20 protein-coding genes and 1 pseudogene are annotated in these 21,731 nt (G+C 50.1%); 5 read left to right on the top strand and 16 right to left on the bottom strand.

Annotated elements, in window-relative coordinates; genetic code table 11:
• Positions 1–232: 232 nt before the first annotated feature.
• Positions 233–616, bottom strand: a complete 384-nt coding sequence (locus E0698_RS04285; RefSeq protein WP_134912964.1) for a DUF5071 domain-containing protein — start codon at positions 614–616, stop codon at positions 233–235.
• 586 nt (positions 617–1,202) lie between these two features.
• Here E0698_RS04285 and E0698_RS04280 point away from each other — a divergent pair.
• Positions 1,203–1,451, top strand: a complete 249-nt coding sequence (locus tag E0698_RS04280; protein ID WP_192510723.1) for a hypothetical protein — start codon at positions 1,203–1,205, stop codon at positions 1,449–1,451.
• A gap of 163 nt (positions 1,452–1,614) precedes the next feature.
• Here E0698_RS04280 and E0698_RS26620 read toward each other — a convergent pair.
• The 3 genes and pseudogenes from E0698_RS26620 to E0698_RS04270 all read right to left on the bottom strand — a co-directional run.
• Positions 1,615–1,713, bottom strand: a pseudogene (locus E0698_RS26620) (helix-turn-helix domain-containing protein); the annotation flags it as partial.
• 31 nt (positions 1,714–1,744) lie between these two features.
• Positions 1,745–2,743, bottom strand: a complete 999-nt coding sequence (locus tag E0698_RS04275; RefSeq protein ID WP_192510722.1) for a virulence RhuM family protein — start codon at positions 2,741–2,743, stop codon at positions 1,745–1,747.
• 745 nt (positions 2,744–3,488) lie between these two features.
• On the bottom strand, positions 3,489–3,716 hold the full coding sequence (locus tag E0698_RS04270) for a helix-turn-helix domain-containing protein (protein WP_134912963.1): 228 nt from the start codon (positions 3,714–3,716) through the stop codon (positions 3,489–3,491).
• 304 nt (positions 3,717–4,020) lie between these two features.
• Here E0698_RS04270 and efeO point away from each other — a divergent pair, with 304 nt between their 5' ends.
• Genes efeO through E0698_RS04255 form a run of 3 tightly spaced genes read left to right on the top strand, consistent with a single transcriptional unit; the run spans position 4,021 to position 8,107 of the window.
• The gene (gene efeO, locus E0698_RS04265) at positions 4,021–4,899 is read left to right on the top strand and encodes an iron uptake system protein EfeO (protein WP_192510721.1); all 879 of its coding nucleotides are present in this window, start codon (positions 4,021–4,023) and stop codon (positions 4,897–4,899) included.
• Between the two features lie 4 nt (positions 4,900–4,903).
• The gene (gene efeB, locus E0698_RS04260) at positions 4,904–6,268 is read left to right on the top strand and encodes an iron uptake transporter deferrochelatase/peroxidase subunit (RefSeq protein ID WP_044645713.1); all 1,365 of its coding nucleotides are present in this window, start codon (positions 4,904–4,906) and stop codon (positions 6,266–6,268) included.
• Positions 6,269–6,292: 24 nt separating this feature from the next.
• Complete coding sequence (locus tag E0698_RS04255) at positions 6,293–8,107, top strand: FTR1 family iron permease (RefSeq protein WP_192510720.1); 1,815 nt, start codon at positions 6,293–6,295, stop codon at positions 8,105–8,107.
• 127 nt (positions 8,108–8,234) lie between these two features.
• On the opposite strand, the gene E0698_RS04250 is transcribed toward E0698_RS04255, so the two are convergent.
• From E0698_RS04250 to E0698_RS04195, 12 genes are all read right to left on the bottom strand, one after another.
• The gene (locus E0698_RS04250) at positions 8,235–9,626 is read right to left on the bottom strand and encodes a type III PLP-dependent enzyme (protein ID WP_149094748.1); all 1,392 of its coding nucleotides are present in this window, start codon (positions 9,624–9,626) and stop codon (positions 8,235–8,237) included.
• A 30-nt stretch (positions 9,627–9,656) separates the two neighbouring features.
• Positions 9,657–10,703, bottom strand: coding sequence for a Gfo/Idh/MocA family protein (locus E0698_RS04245; RefSeq protein WP_192510719.1), 1,047 nt, complete (start codon positions 10,701–10,703; stop codon positions 9,657–9,659).
• The gene (locus tag E0698_RS04240) at positions 10,700–11,860 is read right to left on the bottom strand and encodes a UDP-glucuronosyltransferase (protein ID WP_192510718.1); all 1,161 of its coding nucleotides are present in this window, start codon (positions 11,858–11,860) and stop codon (positions 10,700–10,702) included. Before E0698_RS04240 ends, E0698_RS04245 begins: the two co-directional genes overlap by 4 nt.
• A 17-nt stretch (positions 11,861–11,877) precedes the next feature.
• Entirely contained in the window at positions 11,878–13,419 is a 1,542-nt protein-coding gene (locus tag E0698_RS04235; protein ID WP_192510717.1) for a hypothetical protein, read from the bottom strand.
• A 50-nt stretch (positions 13,420–13,469) separates the two neighbouring features.
• Entirely contained in the window at positions 13,470–14,282 is an 813-nt protein-coding gene (locus tag E0698_RS04230; RefSeq protein WP_192510716.1) for an ABC transporter permease, read from the bottom strand.
• A 1-nt stretch (position 14,283) separates the two neighbouring features.
• A complete protein-coding gene (locus tag E0698_RS04225) occupies positions 14,284–15,090 on the bottom strand; it encodes an ABC transporter permease (RefSeq protein ID WP_192510715.1) in 807 nt (268 codons plus the stop codon).
• Positions 15,080–16,072 carry an ABC transporter ATP-binding protein gene (locus E0698_RS04220; RefSeq protein ID WP_192510714.1) on the bottom strand — a complete coding sequence of 331 codons (993 nt, stop codon included), beginning with the start codon at positions 16,070–16,072 and terminating at the stop codon, positions 15,080–15,082. Before E0698_RS04220 ends, E0698_RS04225 begins: the two co-directional genes overlap by 11 nt.
• 108 nt (positions 16,073–16,180) lie before the next feature.
• Positions 16,181–17,266, bottom strand: a complete 1,086-nt coding sequence (locus E0698_RS04215; RefSeq protein ID WP_238353848.1) for a hypothetical protein — start codon at positions 17,264–17,266, stop codon at positions 16,181–16,183.
• A 37-nt stretch (positions 17,267–17,303) separates the two neighbouring features.
• Positions 17,304–17,549 (bottom strand): acyl carrier protein, encoded by a 246-nt coding sequence (locus E0698_RS04210; protein ID WP_025682535.1) that lies wholly within the window; start codon positions 17,547–17,549, stop codon positions 17,304–17,306.
• A 17-nt stretch (positions 17,550–17,566) separates the two neighbouring features.
• Entirely contained in the window at positions 17,567–18,943 is a 1,377-nt protein-coding gene (locus E0698_RS04205; RefSeq protein WP_192510712.1) for a peptide ligase PGM1-related protein, read from the bottom strand.
• Between the two features lie 50 nt (positions 18,944–18,993).
• On the bottom strand, positions 18,994–20,187 hold the full coding sequence (locus E0698_RS04200; RefSeq protein WP_192510711.1) for a radical SAM/SPASM domain-containing protein: 1,194 nt from the start codon (positions 20,185–20,187) through the stop codon (positions 18,994–18,996).
• A gap of 49 nt (positions 20,188–20,236) precedes the next feature.
• A complete protein-coding gene (locus tag E0698_RS04195) occupies positions 20,237–20,515 on the bottom strand; it encodes a phosphopantetheine-binding protein (RefSeq protein ID WP_014277736.1) in 279 nt (92 codons plus the stop codon).
• A 349-nt stretch (positions 20,516–20,864) separates the two neighbouring features.
• Between E0698_RS04195 and E0698_RS04190 the strand changes: the two genes are divergently transcribed.
• A complete protein-coding gene (locus E0698_RS04190; protein WP_192510710.1) occupies positions 20,865–21,731 on the top strand; it encodes a MurR/RpiR family transcriptional regulator in 867 nt (288 codons plus the stop codon).

Below are 21,731 nucleotides of genomic sequence, written 5' to 3'. Positions count from 1 at the left end.
TATAACTCAAAACCCGAGCCGTCTTCCATTTTGTCTATATCCTGAGCACTGATTTCGCAGGGATCTATACTCGCCTCCTTAGACTATCACAAAATGCATTTTTATCTTTTTATTACTTTGTGGTACAGTCTTCAACATTAAACCATTCATGTAGGTTGGCGGATGAACTAATGGTAGTTTCTTCCCTATATAGTACAACACTTATGCACAAATTCCTACATTTTTCAGCGGTTTAATCGTTTAAAATCTCCTTCGCAATCTGATCGATCTCTTCTAATTTATCGTTTTCACTCGGATTGGTGCTGAGTCTGTTTAGTTCGTATGTTAACTTTTCAAGTAAAGCATTGGGAAGCTGCTTACAAAAATGTATAAGCACGAAATACTTCCATGAACTATCGTTTGAATTTAATATTTGCCGGATGACTGGAATTAGCTCCATATCGAACTGGAACAAAATATTTCTTACTTCCGCTGAAATGGGCCAATTACTGTCTTGTAACCAGGTAAAAAGCTCAGGAATTATGGGCCGAATTTCTTCCTTACTGCACAATTTCAATTGATTAATGCTATCAAAATCCGACTTATGTTTAGGGATAAGATCGTGAGGATTCGCCATGTGGCCTCCTTTACTGATTTAGTATTTTACAGGTACTAGCGACAAAAATAAAAGGCACTACTCTCTTTCATCCTGTTCACTATTTGAATTTTAAAAATAATAAACTACAAAGAATGATCAAGAAGAAAAATAACATCCCTTGAGCCTGGTTAATTCCCCAAACATCTATGATTAATCTTTTTGGTTCAGTTTCTGCATTACATTGGAAATACATTTTGAAGCACGCACTCAGTAATTAAAAAAACAGATCATAGCTTTTTACTAAATTATTAAAACGAATAGCCGTGAACGGTTTTCACTGAATCCTCATTGCAGCTATCACTGTGATATAATGGACTAAGAGTATAAAAAGCTGTACCCTACACGTGAGTTGTATGTCTTTCATACCAGTCGAACCGATGTGCAAGTCGTTGAAGAATTTTTTTCTGGGATCCACTTCCCACTTTCACCTTTAAAATAACTCCAAGCAGGTGACTCATGCCTAATCATATAAATCAGATTACCATCACGCTCTGCCCGTAGAGTATTGATTATACCCTTGGTTTCTCCTGCGGGCTGAGCCTTTGCCCAAGGGAGCGTGATGGTAATGAAGCCTAACCGAAAAAAACGTAATCAAGCCTATTTTAGACACCACAGAAAGCGAGTTATTCAGCGTAAGAAGCGACTTTCAGCACACCGGGGATGGGTCGCCAAATTCGACGGTGCATTCTCCAAAGGGAAAATTCATTGTTCCTGCTGGATGTGCAGTGAAAAAACAAACCGACTTGGGCATCCCAAATCGGAGTTATCAAGAATAGCTAACTGTCAGGAACAGCTTCTGGATTATGATTTTTAAACTACAAATGATTAAAACAAGCGATTGTCTCTTTCTGCGACAATCGCTTGTTTTTACGTTGGCTCACTTGGTTGAGTCATCCTACAAAACAAAAGCCTTCCCGACCAGCCTTCACTGTTGAAGGATCATCGAGAAGACTTTGCACCCCGCAAGGAACAAGAGGTCAGATTTTTATTTCGCCAAGCCTGATTAATTCCACGACCGCCTGTGAACGACCTTTTATGTTCAGTTTCTGCATTACATTCGCGATGGGGTTTGAAACACACCAAGCTTGTTGTTAAGGTAAAAGGGCACTACTTTTTATCCAATTGATTTTGTTTGATAAATTCATCAAAATCATCACTTGTGTCCATAACCAATCTTTGTCGATTGTATTTGTCGTACTCTGCTGTCGCCAACTTCTCTGCAATCTCTTGCGAAATACTTCCTGCATTTATCAGAATATCTCGCTCATTGAATTTCAGGAATGAGTCCAGCTTCTGGGTCCAGTCCTTCATATACATCGGGGATTGACGTTCCGCCTGATCTTCCGCATAGTCCAGATACATCGTTACGATGCGATTCAATGCCTGTATTTCTTTATCGGTCAAATAGTTCTTGGCTACGGTTATATCGCTCTTCCTTACTTTGTCGCCTTTCCAGCTTGTTAATCCCATATTGCCTTTATCAGCGCTTGCTCGCTCGGCAATCAGCTCTGCCGCGGTATGACCATGGACGGCAAAATGAAGTTTGTTTTGTACAGTAGCGAAAAACTCTTTGGACACACTGGAATGGGGGTCATAATCAACCGATAAGGCGTAGATATCCGTAATCTTGCGATAGAACCTTTTCTCCGATGCACGGATGTCGCGAATACGCTGGAGCAATTCATCGAAGTAGTCTTGTCCAAAGTGACGCATATCTTTCAAACGCTCATCGTCCATTGTAAAGCCTTTGACAAGGTACTCATTAAGCCGCTCGGTTGCCCACCGTCTGAACTGCGTGCCTCTGTGCGAGCGGACACGATACCCGACAGCAATAATTATTTCAAGATTGTAATGCTTGACCTTGCGTTTTATTTCTCTTGAACCTTCAATTTGAACTTGTAAGTATTCCTTACAAGTTGCATCAAAAGCTAGTTCATTTTCTCCATAGATGTGTTTAATGTGAAGCGTAATGTTTTGAGACGTAGTCTGATATAACTCTGCAATTGCCTTCTGAGTCATCCAAACGTTGCCGTTCTCCAGTTTCACGTCTATTTTGGTATTCCCATCTTCTGTCTGGTATATTAAGATATCTGTACGATTGTCCAATTTCTCAACTCCCACTCCTCCCCAACTAACGCTTACGGAATCATACGTTCTTATTTTATCATATTCGAAGTAAACACATTGACAATAAAGTCTCCTATTTTACAATCCTCGCCCTTTTTTTATCTATATTTAACATATGTCATAGCCATTTAAAGCTTTTTCACTCCAATTTACTTAACGAAGTTTCCAATCTCAGCACTAAGAATCGGTAGTTCAAACGGTTCAAACCGCTTAATGAAACCGTTTGATCCAGTAGACCATTTTTGTAATGCGTATATTTGGCATCTGGAGATGAAGACTCTGTTCCCGCTGACGTTAACCGATTAAGGTCATCAAAGGTATAAGAGATTTCGCTGCCAAATGGCTCCCTAAGCTTAGTTCGATTTCCAATTAGTCATAATACTTGTTTACTTTCCTGATTTTTCTCATCAGTTATTTTAATAACCTGTCCCAGTTCGTTAAATTCTCTTCACTTTTGGTTATATTTCGCAACCTCACCTTTGGCATTAGCAACGGAAGCACGACGATCCATCACATCATAATTGTAGGAAGTGCTATTGTTATTGCCATCCTATGCTGTTACGTTATTGCCGCTAATCTTGTCGCAGCTATGTTTGCCCAAGAGTTGTATTTTTTAGAAATAAAATATATTTTATGCATTTTAAAAAAAACAAAAGCCTTCCCGACCAGCCTTCACTGTTGAAGGATCATCGAGAAGACTTTGCACCCCGCAAGGAACAAGAGGTCAGATTTTTATTTCGCCAAGCCTGATTAATTCCACGACCGCCTGTGAACGACCTTTTACGTTCAGTTTCTGCATTACGTTGGAAATATGGTTACGCACCGTCTTCTCACTAATAAATAGTTGTCCGGCGATGTCACGTGTTGTTTTGTCCTGCACAAGCAGTTCAAATACTTCACGTTCACGGTGAGTTAACAAAAACTTGTTTTTGTGGTCGTTACCCTTCGTCAATTTCACCCCTCCTTGCTCGGGTTTTGTGTGGTGTAACAAGGTTAAGGGATACAGTCAACACATTTTATGTCACGTGCTTAGGTATGGTTCAATATGCGGATAAAAATGGGCCTAGGCACTTATTTTCAGCCTTTGCTGAATCATTAGACTCTGCGTCTAATTTTATGTATTGACAGGCATATGGGGCAGCCTTATGATAAGAAAAACCGCGACTGATAATCATTATCAAAATAATGATGCATATAGATATCGCGCAACAGACTATGGTTCATGGCCGCTTGGCCAGAAAGGGTGTTCTTTAATTATGAAACTACGTTATGCCGTACCGGCCGGAGTGCTGGTTTCTTCTATTCTGTTCGCTGGTTGCGGCCAAACCGGAACTGCTACTCAGCAGCCCGCTGCAACGACCAAAGATGCAGGAGCAACTACACAGACAACGACTCCTGCGACCTCTGCCCCCAATTTTGATCAAGCGGTGGCCGCTTACCGTGCCTATGCCATAGAGCAATGCGATACGTTTGTGAAAAAGACAGAAGAATTCACGAACGCGGTCAAAGCTGGCGAGCTGGACAAAGCCAAGGCGCTGTATGCTCCTGCACGTATGTACTATGAACGGATTGAACCGATTGCGGAAGCGCTGGGCGATCTTGACCCGAATATTGATGCGCGTGACGGTGATGTGGATGCAGCGGATTGGCGCGGGTTTCACCGGATTGAAAAGACATTATGGGAAGAAAACACCACCAAAGGATTGGACGAGTTTTCCGACCGCCTGTTGAGTGATGCAAAGCTGCTGCGTGCCAAGGTGGAGACGGTCAACATTGACGCCAGCCTGATGGTAACGGGCGCAGTCGAGCTGCTGAACGAAGTGTCCACCTCCAAGGTGACGGGTGAAGAAGAACGTTATTCCCACACGGATTTATACGACTTTGCAGCTAATGTAGAGGGCGCACAAAAAATATATGAGATTTTGAAAACAGACCTGAACCAAAAAGATGCAGCGTTGGAAACGCAAATTGGCGAGCGCTTTGAGGCATTGCAGAAAGAATTGGCTCCTTTCAAGAAAGGCGAAGGCTATGTATCTTATACGAAGCTTAAACCGGAAGAAATTAAAAAGCTGAGCCAAAACCTTGATGCTCTGGCAGAGCCGTTGTCCCAAATGGGAAAATTGTTAGGAGTGTAACGATATGAAAGGCTTTAAGCGGCAAAAGGGACAACCATCGCAGCAGCATGCAGAATCCCATGAAGAACAGGCTGATCTGGTCAAAAAGGATGTTCAGCCAGAGGTTGGTGAGCTGTCGGGAAAGAGTAAATCTGTATCACGCCGGGATCTATTGAAGCTGGCAGGGGTCGGGGGACTGGGTCTCCTGCTCGGCGGCGGTGGCGTGGGGGCTGTGCTGACAGCCAGCCAACGGCTCGAAAGCATGATGACGGATGCGGATACCAAGGATGTGGTTCCTTTTTACGGGAAGCATCAGGCTGGAATTGTGACTCCGGCACAGGATTTCATCTGCTTCGCCGCCTTTGATCTAACGACGAGTGACAAGGAACGGGTGCGCAGCCTGTTTAAAGCCTGGACAGAAGCCACCGCTACGATGACTTCCGGCGCGCTGATCGGCAACGATAACGAAAATCTTAACCTGCCTCCGTCCGATACGGGCGAAGCGGCGGGGTTATCGCCGTCACGGACGACGATTACCTTTGGTGTGGGTCCGTCCTTTTTTGATGGGCGCTACGGTCTGGCAGGGCTTAAACCTGCCGGACTTCGTGAGCTGCCTCGCTTTCAAGGCGATGCGCTGGACGATCAATGGTGCGGCGGCGATATCGGGGTACAGGTATGCGCCAATGATTTGCAGGTAGCTTTCCATGCCCTGCGTAATTTGGCGCGTATCGCCAGAGGAACGGCGGTGCTTCGCTGGACACAGGAAGGCTTCCAGCGGACAGCACAGGCCGATCCGGCGGGAAGCACGCCGCGGAATTTGCTCGGCTTCAAGGACGGTACGGGGAACCCGGATACCTCCAAGGCTGATGAGATGAACCGACTGGTATGGACACAGGCGAGTGACGGTCCTGCGTGGATGGGCGGCGGCAGCTATATGGCTGTGCGGCGTGTACGCATGCGGGTAGAGGTATGGGATCGCTCGACACTGGGCGACCAGGAGGATACCTTCGGACGCCATCGCAGCAGCGGGGCCCCACTGGGCAAGGCCAAGGAGTTCGACAAGCTTGATCTGGCGGCCACAAGTCCGGAAGGCAAGCCGATTACGCCCCCCACCTCTCATGTGGCATTGGCTCATGGGGACGGGAGCATTAATATTTTGCGGCGGTCTTATTCTTATTCGAGCGGATTGGATAAGCAAACAGGACAGCTCGATGCCGGGTTGCTGTTCATCAGCTACCAGCGTGATCTATTCAAGCAGTTCGTCCACATTCAGGAGAAGCTTGCGCGCAATGACAAGCTGAACGAATACATTGTACACAAAGGCAGTGCGGTGTTCGCCTGCTTCCCGGGTGTATCGCAAGGCGGCTACATCGGGGATACGTTATTTTAGCAGCAGGCCAGGAAGGGGATTTATATGAATCGGCGCAATAAAAGCTTGGGATGGGTGTTTCTGCTGGTGTCTCTGCTGCTGACAGCAACTCCGTTCATATCCGGCTCCGGGTCGGTCGCTTTCGCACAAACAGATGCCAAAGCTGTTTCCAATGATCAGCTCATGCCTGTGGTGGGTGGTGCACTGGTGGAGGCGGGACAATCCCAATGGACGGAAGCCTCCAGGGACGTCAAAGAATTCCGTACGCTGTGGGAAGCTGCCAAAACAAACGGTGGTGATGCAGCCCATATCAGAGCGGTGGACAAGGCTCTCGCGGATGCAGAGCAGGCGCTTGCCAGCGGCGGCGGAGAACCAGCAAAAGCTGCACTGTCCGTGCTAGCTCGTTCGGTCAACGAATTTGTGACTGCTGCGGAAGGCGGCAAACCCGCCCCGGCTGGAGCCAAAGCAGCGGAAAAGCTGCTCCCCATGGCGAAGGGCAGTCTGGCTGCCATGCAAAAAGGCGACTGGACTGCGGCCCGCGCTGATTACGACCGGATCGTAAAAGCATGGTATCAGGTGGAGACACCGATTCGTTCGGACAATTTTCCGGTATACAGTGCGCTGGAAACTAAAATCAGCCTAATTCGCATCTCCATGCAAGCCGAACCAATACGACAAGAGCAGGCTCTCAAGGAAATGCAGGAGCTAACGACTTTGTTGTCGGATTACAGTCAAGGCAAGTTGGTGAATACGGGTCAAGAAGCTGGAGCAAACAACGCGGCTAATGGTTCAGTAGCTTCGCTAAGTGATGCGGTCAAGCTCCTCGAATCCGCACGGCAGGATGCGGTAGCCAATCAGCCTGAGCAAGCGGCTGACAAGGTAGGGCGGTTCATCGCCCTGTGGCCTTCGGTGGAAGGACATGTGCAAATTTCCGATCCGGCGTCCTATACCGCGATTGAAAATGAAATGACCGAGACTTCCGGTTATCTGCTGTCTTCTCCACCGAACACAGTCAAAGCCATCCAAACCCTTGATCAGATGCTGGAAAGACTCCGTCCGTTGACGGAAGAACGTTCCTACACCGTTTGGGATGCGGCACTGATTTTGCTGCGTGAGGGGCTGGAAGCCATTCTCGTGCTCGCGGCTCTGCTGGCGTATGCCAAAAAAAGCGGCGAAGCTGTGGCTGGTCGCTGGATATGGGCCGGTGCCGGAACAGGGCTGGTACTGAGCGGAATCCTGGCAGTGCTGTTCACCACACTGGTCGCGGCCGCCGCATCGGGAAGCATGCGTGAGCTGCTGGAGGGTGTGACTGGACTGATCGCGGTCGTGCTTATGCTGACTGTCGGTAGCTGGCTACATTCCAAATCCAATGCTGCCGCATGGAACCGCTTTGTCGAGAACAGCGTAGACAGCGCGCTGGCGCGTGGTAGCCTGTGGTCGCTGTTCGCAGTTTCTGCACTTGCGATTTTGCGTGAAGGCGCCGAGACGGCTATCTTTTATATCGGTATGGCCCCTGCCATCGAAACCTCTCAATTGCTGATTGGTATTGGCTCGGCAACTGTCATACTGGTTGTACTGGCATTTGCGATCATCAAGTTTAGTGTACGATTGCCGATTCGCGCCTTTTTCCTGACAGCCACTGTACTGATTTACTATCTCGTATTCCGGTTTCTGGGCGAAAGTATTCACTCACTTCAAGTGGCTGGCAAGCTTCCGGGGCACACGGCCTCTTCGCTGCCATCCATTAGCTGGCTGGGCATGTATCCTACTTGGGAAACGTTTATCCCACAAGTCGCTGTGCTGATCTTCATGGTGTGGCAGCTTGTACGTCAGGAAATGCGCAGCTCCAAGCAACGATAAAGTCCAAGCCACAACACATATAATGCAAAAAAACGAAAAAAAACGCCAAAACGCAGGTCCGATCTCTATCGGCTCCGACGGTTTTGGCGTTTTTTTAGTCACGACAAGCGAGTGCTGACTTTTATGATCAGAAAATATCCTCCAGCAAAGGGATCATACGCTGGTGATGGAGCAAGTCTGTACGGTCACCGTGCTCGCGAATCACGTGTACCTCACCGCGGAAATCCAGCAGCTCCGCCGGCGTAGCATGTCCCAGAAAATGCACCGGACTATAGCTTAGTCCATAAGCTCCTGCATTCGGAATGACAATATAATCACCCTCCTGAATCGGAGGAAGCTGCGCTTTTTTCACAAGACAATCCTCGGGTGTACAAAGCGGTCCGACAATGCTCACGGTTTCCAGATCCACGGTTGCTTCTTGCGGCAAAAACTCTTCTATCCGGTCTGCCGCCTCCCCTAATCTCAGCTCAGCAGTAGCCTCTTGAACAGGCATGTCCTTCCCCTGTCCCATCTGAATCGCCACTTCCTGTCCCTCCCCTTGCCCACGCATAATTCGCACCGGATAGTTGTCCCTAATCCGACGTCCTCGAAAAGCAGCCGAGGCATAATGATTCATACCGCCATCAGCCACGACGAACTTCTCGCCCTTGGATTCCTTGGTGTACAATGCCCTACAGACGTACATACCTGCCTGAGCAACCAGATATCTGCCGCTTTCAATAATCAGCGTAACACCTGGCAGACGGGATCGAGTCTGCTCTGCCATCGCGTTCAGTCCGTCGATCACTTGTCCCATATCCAACGGCTGCTCATGAGTAAAATAAGGAACACCAAACCCGCCGCCCAAATTTACCGTATGCATCGCAACACCATACTGATCCTGTATGCGTTCTGCCAATTGAAGGGTATTCGCAAATGAAGCTAAAATCTGATCCGCTTTCAGCATTTGCGTACCTGTATACACCTGAATGCCCTGGAAATATACATGTGGACAATCTTCCAGCACCGTAAAAAAGTGATCCAACTGCCCCTCGTCCACACCAAAGGGACGAGGAACGCCGCCCATTTTGATCGTCGATCCCGACAAATCATTATCGGGATTCACACGAACCGCAGCGCGGACAAACAAGCCTGCTCGGGCAGCAATATCCTCCAGCAAGCGCAGCTCCCGCACCGACTCGACATGAATGCTGCCGATTCCACAGGCTACCGCCTCACTCAGTTCGGCTACCGTTTTTCCCGGCCCGGCGTACAGCACGTCTTCCGGGGCATACCCGGCCTCCATCGCGACGAACATTTCCCCGGCCGAAGCGATTTCGACGCCGCATCCTAACGTGCGAAGCAATCCCGCCAAGGCTACGTTCCCATTGGCCTTGAGTGCGTAATGCACACGCACAGCCGGGTGCAGACGGGATAGCAGCGAGCTGACATGAGCATGCAGCGCGTCGCCATCGTAGTAGTAAAATGGCGTCGGATGTTCACCGAAGCGTTTCAGCAAGGCTTCGTCCTTTTTATCCATCTGCTGAATCTCCCCCCCTTCTTCTTTTTCCTATACCGCATAGATTGTCGTGCCTGAACGGGCGGCCTCATGAATAGCTGCCAGCAATCTGACGCGCTCGGCGGCCTCGTGGAACGGAATCGGCTCCGCGACTCGCCGGATGATGTTGCAGAACGCATCCAACTGATTGACGTAATAGTTCATCGGCTCGAAAACGGTTTTAATTTTGGAGTCTGCCATTGTATCCTTCGTTATTTCCGTCTTGAGCGTTATTTTATAAAAGCCCAGATTCGCCCGAAAGCAGTCCTGCAAAGTAACTACCGCCGAATCAAAGGTTAATACATGAGCGCAGCGGTATGGCCGCTCGAATGAAAAGAGGGCGGATGCCTCCAATCCCTCCAGATAACGGGCCTGTGCACGAAATGTCCAGTCACATCCGTTGGGACCATCGAAATCCGATTGACTGCGAAATTCCACCTGTTCCAGTCCAATGACTGCCTGAAGAAACTGGAGCCAATACACGCCCAAATCCCAAAAGCATCCCCCGCCCTGCTCGGGTCGGGATCTGTAATTCTCCGCATGCCCGTCCTTTGCGGGAATGCACAGGCTGGTCGCTATGGAGCGCAAACGGCCATAGCGACCGGAATCCACAATATTGCGCAGCTCGCGCTGCCAAGGATGGTGCTGCACCATGACTCCTTCCAGCAGATGAGCGCTGCTCTGACCGACTGCCGCTTCCAGGGGAGCCAGCTCCGCCGGATTCAGACATAACGGCTTCTCTACAAGCACATGCTTGTGAGCCTGTAATGCTTTACCGATCCACTCGGCGTGCAGATCATTGCTCAGCGCAATATACACGGCGTCAATCTCCGGGTCGCTCAACAGATCCTTGGCATGCCGATAAACGACACTAACGCCGAAACGGTCCGCCAGATCTCCTGCCTTGGCAACGGTCCGGTTCGCAAGCGCGGTTACACGGGCCCCGGCAACGTGCCGAATTGGCTCCAGCAGCGCGCGAGGTGCAATGGCTGAACAGCCAATGAGGCCAAAGCGGATATCCCGTACTGCAGGCTCTTGCGCCGCTGCTGCGGCGTTCATGACCCTTTCTCCAATCCCATTGAGCTTGTCCGCACCTGAGCGTTCCTCACATATGCCTCCACATAGCGTGGTGTCTGACTTCGCAACTCCACGATCCTCCGATGCATGTCCTCCAGAATCTCAGCGCTGCCGTCATAAATTTGCATCCACGTATCATACCGTATCCCCAGTCTCAGCCGTTCCCACAGATCCGCATTATGCATCTCATGTACACCGAACGGCTCCAGCATAATGAGTGGAGTGGCTGTAGCGAACGAATCTGTCAGACTGCCCCCGCCAGGCTTGCTAACAATGGCCTGGACATGACATGCCTGATCCAGCATGCCATGGTAATCCGCCCCGACCTCATACAACGTCTCCTCGCCAGCCTGCACCTCACCGAAAGGCGGAAATGTATGCTCCCCGGCTTCATTCCGTTGCCATGTTCTCCACTGCGGGTCCATTCGGAAATAACGCATACCGTCCCGCTGTTCATCCGGCTGATCCTGATCATACAGCAGCAAATCCAGCTCCCAGCCCGTCTCTTCCAGCCGTCCGACCTTTTCACGGTACGTCCCCATGCCCCAACCGCCGCCATGTACAAATAAGCGGGATTGCCGTGCTTCAAATGGAACATGCTCCACAGCCGGGACATCAATATAGTGGCTGACTCTATTTTGGTCATTTTCAAAAAATGTCGTTTCTCTACACCCATCGGCAAAATGCGGGTTATGCTTGGCAAGATTTTTCCACGAAGGAGAAGGCGTGGAATCCATATACACAATGTCCACATGCACCGATCCCGGTTCCCTGCGCTTGCGATACTCCTCCAGCACATACATCCAATGGCCGGACAAGCATATAAAATGCCGCCGATCTTCCTCCATCCATCGGGTCAGCAGCACTTCCATGGCAGCGAGATCAAGTGAATTACGCATATCCTGCGGAACCTTCTGTGACATTAAGGCTACAGCGAAATTGTCATGGTACGCTTTGCGGCTTTTGTCCACCTTGAGACGAGCCGACTCGGGCAGCACATTTTCAAATACATGAATCGCCGTCTCCACGCCCAGCCTGCGAAGACCCGCTTGCATCAGCAAGCCGGGGGTATAAAAGCCCAATCCGAAACCGGAACACAAAATCGTTACCTTCATACTCTGATGCATACTCTCGCTCATGCTCATACGCCTCCCGTTTAATTCAGCACTGTAAAATGATGCTCCGCCAAAAAATGCTCCAGTTTCGAAGTCAGACGCATTTTTTCCTCTTCACCCGCGGCAACTAGTTCCAAATAAAGACGACCTTTCCCTCGCGTCCGCTCACTTCCAGTCGCCTCTTCTTTACCTTGAAAATCAGCTAGGCCCTCCGACCCGCCAGACACAGTTAGGCTGTCACCACTGCCACTGCCAATGCCGCTAACGCGAACCTGCTTGGCAGACGATCTGCCCCCGCGCTCCGTTGTTTTTCTGCTTGGGGTGCTTTTATGACCTGTATTCCTTTTTTCGCCATCTCGTCCACCCGTGTTCACATACAGCGTATTGGCGCCCAGCGGCATCACGCCTTCTTCACTTTCACCTGTGAACAACAGTCCTTCACATTCCAGCCCTTCCAGCAATTCTTCATAGGACAGACTGCCATCATGGGACAGTGAATAATTCGTCAGCGTGCCGCGCATATTTTTTCCAGCCAAAAAGGTGTCCAATTGGTGCTTGATCAGACTCATGGATTTACGGGCGTTAATTTCGATAATAGGCTCCAGCTTCCCGCCACGGAGTGTCATCGAGTCAATGCAGACGTCGCCGTAATAACCGTCCTGATACAGCTGTTTCCCTACATCCTGCATTAAGCGAAAATAGCCCTCGCGCTCCAGCCGCTCCATAAAAGCCTTATCCGGCGACAACGATTCCCGATAGGCAAATTGGGTGTTAGCCAGCCATTGCACAGACAGAATATCGACACTTCCGTTATCACCAATCATAAATTGGCATGAAAAATCCTGCTCCTTCTCCAAGAAAGGCTCCAGAAGGAACAGTACCCGTTTGCCTTTTCGTTCCTGCCCACGTAAATACGATACAATCCGGTCCAGCATCTGCGTTGAGGTAATGTGCAGGTTTCCTTTGCCCGATACACCAAAATCATCCTTGATTAAAAAGCTTCCATCCCGCAGTAGCTTGCGTCCCGCCTCAGCTACATCCGCAAACGAAGTCACAATATAACCGGGATGACGCAGACCGAGACTGCGTTTTAAATCGGAAGAATAGGTTTTGGCATTCACCTTGCGGATCGTTTCCAGCGGCGGCTGATGCAGCGTAATACCCCAAGCGCGTGCGGCCTCCTCCACATGAGGTAAACCCGCAAACGGGCTAAGCACACATCCCTCCAGTTGTGGAAAACCCGTACTGGTATCGGCCTTGCGACTGCCCAACAGTTCAAAAACGGAAGCCACCGACACATTCCCCGCCTGCTCCGTTCCGTCAGTCAAATCCCGTTCATTTACAGCCGGGCGAAAGCCCAACTGCGCGATATACTGACGATGCACAGGCGAAATAGCATAGCGGGTCAACAACGCGTCTCCCGGCTGGCAAAAGCTGAACAGCAGCTCATCCATTGCCGCCACAATCGCAGAAGAAGCACGGTCAGGAATGGCGGGCAGGGAAGCTAACTGGGCATCCCGCCAGTACACCTCCGCTTCGAACGTTCCCATATACAAATGACGCTGGTTCGGTATCGCATTCATATGATTCGCTTCCTTTCCTGCTTCGTAATTAGCCTGCTAGTACGGTAGCGCTACTGGCTTGCACTCGTATAATCACGCAAGGCAAACTGCCATATAAAGCGGATCACCGCCAGTAGCCAGATCGGAGCGAGGAATGCCCATATGATCAAGCCGGGTTCCATTTTGCCCAGAATAAACATCGGTGGAAAATTACAAATCACAAACACCGGAAGCACAAACAAGCCGATACGCTGGATCAGGTTGCTATACACCGCCATCGGCACATAGTTCGTCTCGAAAATGCTATTGGACAGCTCCGTCACCCCGTTCGTGCGGATGATCCAGAAAGCCAGCAACTGGGGCAGCAAAAACACGGAATAGGCCGTCAACACTCCGCAACCGAGCAGCACAGAAAAGCCACCGACCGTCTCAATGTTGAACGGCAGACCGAGCCGATACCAGCCAATGCCCGTCATGATTCCGCCGCCGACTACGTTCGGAACGGTGTAGCCCAGCTCAAATTGCCGCAGCGTCACCATAAATTGCAGGGACACCGGCTTGGTCATAAGCACGTCCAGTGAACCGGTACGGATTTTATCGGGCAGACTTGTAAAATTGCTGTAAAACAAGCCGCTGTAAAAGCCGCTCATCATCGTAAATACGCCGATATATAACAGCACCGCGTCAGGAGACCAGCCATTAATATCCGTTCCGGCCCGGTACGGAACCGAGGCGTACAGCAGTTTGATGAGCAAATAAGCGGCTTCAACCAGAAAGGCAGTAATGAAATTAATGCGGTATTCCATCTGCGACATGACGGAAAACTGGATGAACTTCCAGTACAGCCGAATGTAACGTCCAACGTTTCGGTAAACATTTTTCATGTTAACCTCCTACCGAGACAAAGCGTTTGACCCCGGCTTGCCACACCCGGCGCGATACGGCCGCCAGCACTACAATCCAGAGCCATTGCACGCCAATGCCTTCAGCGGCTTCCAGCATGGTCAGCTTGCCCGTTAATGCATTCACCGGAAAAAATACGGTGTAGCTGAACGGTAGCAAACTGAACATGCGGGCCAAAACGTCTCCAAAAATCGTCAACGGAAACACCGTGCCACTAGCTACATAAATGACGAGCGACAGCGTGTAGAACAGTCCCGCCGATTCCGTCACCCAAAAGGCTATGCCGCTCAGCGCGTAATAGACCACAAAATTGAGCACCAGCGCCCCCGGCAACGCCAATATGTAAAGCAGAATATACGACAGCCCGAAGCTGATTTGTCCTTCCAGGCTAAGGCACAGCAGTAGAATCGCAGCCGCCAGCAGCACTACTGCGGACTGTATCGCCTTGCCTCCAATAAACCGACAAAAACGGTAAGCAAAATAATGTACAGGCTGCACCATGAATTTGGCCAGTCCGCCTTCCTTGATGTCTGTAGCAATTTCGTATTCAAACCCCGTGGCGATCAGCTTCCCGGTTACCCCTGCCATGACTACATACACCAGCATTTCCGACAAAGAGTAGCCCAGCACCCTTGCTTGTCCCGAAGAGCCGAATACCGCGAGCCAGAGAAAAATTTGTGTCATGATCGGCAACATAAATCCCGCCATCTGGAGCCAGTAATTGGCCCGGTATTCCATTTCGTTTTGCATGCCAAGCTGGAGCACCTTCATATATTTATTATTTCGCATCGGCTAGCCTGCCTCCATCGTACAAATTGGCTATCCCCTCTTCCAACGGGACGTCCTCAATCGTAAAATCAACGACAGGCAACGCATCCAAAATCTTTTTGGACCAGGTTAGAGTATCTTCTGCATCCAGCTCAAATACCGCCTCCAGCTCCGAGTTGGAGCGCAGCTTGCCAAGTCCCGCCAACGTCAGGTTAGACACAGGGGTCTCCAGTCGAACCTTGAGCAATTTACGAGCACCGATGACCTCATTCACCTTGTGCAAGTCTCCGTCATACACCAGTCTGCCCCCGCTGATAATGATGGATCTGCTGCATAAATCCTCAATGTCCTTCATGTAGTGGCTTGTCAGCAGGATGGTCGTCCGGTGTGTGCGGTTATAGGCTTTGAAAAACTCGCGAATCCGCCTTTGGGAAACCAGATCCAGTCCAATGGTCGGCTCGTCCAGCAAAATGACCCGTGGACGATGCAGGAGCGCGGCAATTAGCTCCATTTTCATACGCTCGCCGAGAGATAAGCGCCGAACCTGAACATGAAGCTGTTCCTCCACCCCAAGCAGGGTAACCAGCTCGTCCAGCGCCTCCTTGTAACGACTTTCATCTATTTCGTAAATAAGCTTGTTCAGCTCGAATGACTCGCTGGCGGGCAAATCCCACCAAAGCTGGTTTTTCTGTCCCATCACGATGGAAAACTGACGTTTAAACTCTTTTTGTCGCTTCCACGGGGTAAAGCCGAGTATCGATGCCTCCCCGTCAGTGGGATGGAGAATGCCGGACAGCATTTTGAGCGTCGTTGTTTTGCCCGCCCCGTTCGGGCCAAGAAATCCGACGATTTCCCCTTCCTCAATGGTGAAGCTGACATCTCGCACGGCCTCCTTGGTCAGCTTTTCCCGCCTGAACAGGTTTTGTAATGATTTGCGCACGCCCGGCTCCTTTTTATAGTACGTAAACGTTTTCGACAATTGATTCAATGTAATGGACGGCATTCAATTCTCCCTCCTCTTTCATCTGTCCGTGACACCTTGTTGAGTATTCGTGATACAACTGGCCTGAGCGGTTTACCTGATACGATTTACATATCTGGCTTGCCTGAACTACTCGGCTGCCTGCTCGGCTAAAAACATCAATTCCTCCAGCATATGCCGCTGTTTGTCAATCAAGCTGAGGGCGCGTTCGGTAATGTCAGGCATCCGATGCTTGCGCAGTTGAAGACCTGTTTTGTAGATATGCAGGTTGAGCTTATGCCACTCCGCATGCAATGACTGCGCCAATTCCATCACATGCTGCGCCCGCGGTCCCAATGTGGCTTCATGCAGCATGCAATAATCCGCCGTGTAATCGGTCAGATGAAGTGCGCTGCCCAAACGCAGATTGTAATAGATTTCATGGCAGTACGTACGGAAGTCCGCATCCTCCATGTCTGTCAGCAGGCGGAAATCCTCGACAAAGGCCCGATAGCCCTCATCTCCGCGCTTGACCTGTTTGCCAACTGCGACATTTCCGGGGTTATTTCCCGGGTCATAGGACGAAGGTACACCTCTCCAGACCGCTTCATGTCCAGTCACATATTGACGAATATGGTATGCACACGCCGCATGCAGTTCGCCTGGCGAAAGGGGCGCGGGCTGTTCCACCACCCAGGCATATTCAATTATGCCCTGCATCAGATCGTCGAGCCGGGCCGAACCGACATAAGTCATGGCATGGCCCGAAGAATCCAGCAGGAAGCTGTCATTTACCTGTGCTGTTCGCTCCTGCAAGTCCAGTCCAGACAGCTCAATGACATGGCCCCTTGGGTAATTTTTCACATACACATCGTGGTAGGTTAAAGAGGTACTCGATGTGTGCAGCATCGTACCGTAGCCTGATGTCAGCGCCCGCAGCAGGTCGGTTTCATCGCTTACACCAACAATCCACGGCTCCACCCGAATCACCGGACCGCCACTGGCTGCCATTTCCTGAAGCTGCTCCGGATATTTCTCGGGACCGAAGCGCTTCAAATCTCCGCTATATTCCGCGCACATACTGCCGCACAGCATGAACAGCTCGGATTCCGCCATGTTCACGCCATACCGCCGCAGCGAGGTGCGCAGGGATGAATATACACAGTGCTTGCCTGGAGGAGCATCTATAATTTCTTCAGCAGCGTAATCGTCAACGGAGTCATGAACGTTCTTCATGCCCGATGCCTGCACAGGTCTGATCTCTGCCGCCCCCTTATGCATATTTGCCCAGCAGACGTTCAATGCCTTGAAGTGTAGAAAGATGCTCCAGCACCAGATCGTCGTCCTCCATCGTAATATCCAGCTCATTTTCCAGCTCTACAATCAATTCAACAGCGGATAGGGAATTCAACCCCAAGGTTCGCAAATCCTGCTCCGGAGTCAACTGTTCCAGCTCTCCCGGAGCCAGCTTCAATACCTTTTCCAGCAAGGGTACTACATGGTACACATCTGTTTTCATCCTAAATTCCTCCCGATTTATGAGCTTGCCAATCCCGCAATGACACCTTCCAGCCTGTGCGCATAGGCTTCGGCTTCCTGCCAACTATCTGCCATAATAAGCGTGAAAATCCGATTCACATAGCCCCGCTTCACCGGAGTACCGGACAACGTGCCTGCCGTATAAACAAACACCCCTTCGGGGCGTTCGGGCGTGTAGAGCAAGCCTTCCTCTGCCAGCAAGCCACACAAGCGGCTGTAGGTCAGCGGTGTGGTGGTAATGTTGCGGTAGTAGCGGGACAGCGTTTTATGCTGCTCTCCCAAGACCGAAGACAGGAACGAAATATAGGTAGACAAGGTAAATCTGCCGTTAATCTCGATCACCGGAACCAGCAATCCTCCTTCATCAACAAAACCGTCAATGGAAGCCATGCCCGTATAACCGATAGAATACAGATACGTTCCCAACTGGCAGGCACAGCGTCTCACTTCTTCCTCCAGCGCATCACCAAGCTCAGCCGGAACGCGGGACCCGGTGTATACCGTGCCGTCCACATTTTGCCTTTTCAGTGAAAACATCGTCACCCCGCCGCCCTCGTCAATACAGAGCTGGTAGTTCAGATCCATCTGCTTGTTATGCCAGCGCTCCACCAGCCAGCCTCCAGAAGAAGGCGATGAGCCGCCAAAGCGTTTCATCACACTCAACAGCGTATCCAGTTTGGACAGCTCGTCCAGCATATACATGCCTTGTCCCGATGCGCCATGCGGCTGCTTAATGATCAGCTTCACAGGCCCGTCCGACAAGTCGGCCAGTCTGCCACACTCCCTGCGGATCGCCGCTTCATCTGCACATACAGCCCCCTCGCTGACGGCAAAACCAAGCTTTTGCGCGGTCAGGCGGCTGAATATTTTATCATTCACCCGGGCGCTGACTGAGGACGGAGCCCCGATCAGCTCCAGTCCACAGTGCTCCGCAATCGCTTCCTCCTGCGGGGTAACCGCATATGGAACAAGCCACGCTTTGGCTCCGTTACTACCGTGGCCTGCTTCCCCAACCACACGCAGCCGTGCCAAAAGTGCCTCGTCCGCCAGCACCAGCTCCGAAATCGGCGTTAATGGATCAGAAGGCTCCGGCACCTCAATACGCGGCAGGCTAAAGCCCAATCGCTGAAGCATGTCCAGAAAAGCCTGATCCGGCTGTTCTCGCAGCACGATCACATCCTGACTTCGGCACAACAGAAGATTCATTTCCTCCATCCGATTTACCACCTGCTGTTCATCACGATCTACCATCCCCCCCTTACGGGGGGACGGATGCCATACCTGCTCTGCGCCAATATTAAACAGCCAAATCAGGACTCCATGATCGCGTTCATGGGCAAGCGCTTCCACAAGGTTAATGGTTTTAGTCGTCACGTCCTGTCATCCCTCTCTTCCATCCAGTAAGAAACAACTGCGATCGAAAACTAAATATATTTCAGGGAGCCAGCTCCGTGCAGATACAATACGCTGCATTTGGAGCACACCGGCGTTAATCCTTCGTGATTAATCGTTTGGCGTGTTTTCTCATACGCATCCGAATTCCAGATTTCCTTCAGGCTGTGGTCACGCAAGCTTCCAATCGTAAATTCACTAAAAAATTTGCAAGGCATCACCTTTCCATCCGGCAAAATATCCGTTCTGGAAGTGAGTGCCAAGCAATGATTGGAGCAACGGCTGACCATTTCCTCACCATGTATAAATTTGTCGATCTCCTCATAGTCCAGACCGGGCTGATAGCGCACGCGAATGTTCCACACCCGCTCATTAATCCGCTGTAGCTCCTGCATAAGAGGGTCGATATTATCCGGGTTGATTTTATATTTGAAAGCATGCCAGCTACTAATATTTTTTTCCTCCAGTTGTCGGAGCCAAGAGAAGTTACGTGTAAAATATTCATCCATTTTGAGGGAGGTTTCTTTGGAAATGTACCAGGGGAACGTCAACAGCACCAGATCCAGCCTCTTGTCCTCCAGCATTTGCAGAAACTCGTACATCCGTCCGATCATGTTATCGTTAATGACGGCATGGACGGTCACCCGTCCCTTGTACAATCCCTGGTCACGCAGTTCAATCAGCTTATCCATCTGCCGCATCGTTTTTTGAAAGGTGCCTTTACCGCGAATCAGATCATGTTCTCTTTCAAAGCCTTCGATCGCTATTAACAGCTCCAGATTTTCAGATAAATCCAAAATCCGGTCCAAATATTTATCAATGAGTAGTCCATTGGTACAAAAGGTCATTTCGCGCCGATCTTCGGCCAGCACGTCCAAAATTTCGTCAAAACGCCGATGAAACATCGGCTCTCCGCCCCACATATACAGCCGGGACTTGGCCTCCTTCGTTTCGCTCAAAATTTGCCGAAGCATATCCGGGGCAAGATCCATGTTTTGCTCTTCTTTGTCCATTTGATGATGATAGCCTTCCTCGTTCCATTCAAAGCAGTGCGTACATCTCAGGTTGCAGCGGTTGGTCAGCTTAATGCCGATCGTCTGGGGCATGTCCGTTTTGAAGGTAGGGTCCTGTGTTGCGTTACGGTAAGATACAGAAGCGTTTTTCAGGTTGCGCTTAATGAGCTTGAACGCTTTCTCATCAATCAGCACATTGCTTTTGGGCTGCATGCTAACACCTCGTTTAATGGATTTTCAGGCACATGTACCAAGCTGTACGTCAGACCGTCTCCATTCCCTCCGGGTGCGGCGCTTTTTCCGCATCGCTAATCCCCTGAATGTAGCTGCAAAACGCATCTACCGAGCTCAAATGCTCTAGCTCAAAGGAATCAAAATCAATTTCCACGTCAAACGCATCCTCCACTTGCAGCATGAAATGAACCAACTGCAACGAATCCAGTCCTGCATCATGAATAATGTCCGAATGTCCATCCAGCTTACCGACCAGCTCAGGATCTTCTTTGACCGCGCTGATCATTTCAATCACTTGGCTTTGCATAGCAAACTCCTCCTTGTGAATGATCCTATTCGTTCCGCCCGACCATGCCATCTGCAAAGCTCCTCGAAAAATTCCTACACTGGAACTTTATTCAATTATACTCCTCCATTTAAGAGACAAGTCAATAGGTTGTTTTGTAAATATATCTCGCAATATGTAAATTAATGTATGATGATTTCGACAATTTTCGCTATCTTTTTCGTAAAACTTGCTCACATCTTGCCTCCAACTGCTTGCAAGTGCGACAGGATTATTTTACAATAGATATGAAAATAATTTTCTTTTTTATGTTTATTTTTACGATATTTATTTTCATATAAAATACTCTACAGCCAAAGGAGCGCAACTCATGTCCCCCATTCTTCATACCTTAACCCACAGACTGGAGCAGCTTCCCGTGCAAGAGCGCAAGCTGGCGGAATCCATTCTTCAAGCTCCGGGAGAGGTGCTGCATCTGGGCATTCGGGAGCTGTCGGAGCGTTGTGGCGTGAGTCCAGCGACCGTTACACGGTTTTGCAAATCACTGCATTTTAAAGGCTATCCGGATTTCAAAATGAAGCTGGCCGCCGAGCTGCCCCGTTCGAACAGTGACGGTGAAACCTCCTATCAGGACATCGTCGCCGGAAATTCGCTCTCTCGAATTGTGGAAGCTATTGAGGCGAATCATACCGCATCCATTGCGGATACGACCCGACTGCTGGATTTTGGCAAACTGGAGCAGGCGATTGCATGGCTGTCCGCCACAAGTCGCATTGATCTGTACGGTATGGCAACCTCCTCGATTGTGGCGCAGGATTTTTATCAGAAGCTCATTCGTATTGGAAAAAATAGTACCGCCTTCGCGGATTCGCACATGCAGATTACCTCTGCCTCCTCGCTCGGGCCGGGAGATGTCGCCTTTGCCGTCTCCTATTCGGGGGAAACCCAGGAAACCATCGCGGCTCTGCGCTGCGCACAGGAACAGGGGGCCAAAACATTGTCCCTGACCTCCTTCGGAAATAACACGCTGGCGGGTATTGCGGATATTGCGCTGTTTTCCTCCTCGCTGGAAGAAGGGATGCGGCGTGGAGATATGGCGTCCCGCATTGCCCAGCTTCATATCATAGATATCCTGTTTACAGGTATGGTCAGCGCGGATTTTGACAAATATATTCCGAGACTGGAAGGTTCGTATCAACAAGTAAGCAAGCTCAAAAAACAACCAGGGGGCCACTAA

It is taken from the genome of Paenibacillus sp. 23TSA30-6 (assembly GCF_014858585.1).
GTDB lineage: Bacteria > Bacillota > Bacilli > Paenibacillales > Paenibacillaceae > Paenibacillus.
The sequence above is the reverse complement of the archived record's forward strand: the minus strand, read 5'-3'. Positions and strand labels throughout refer to the sequence as shown.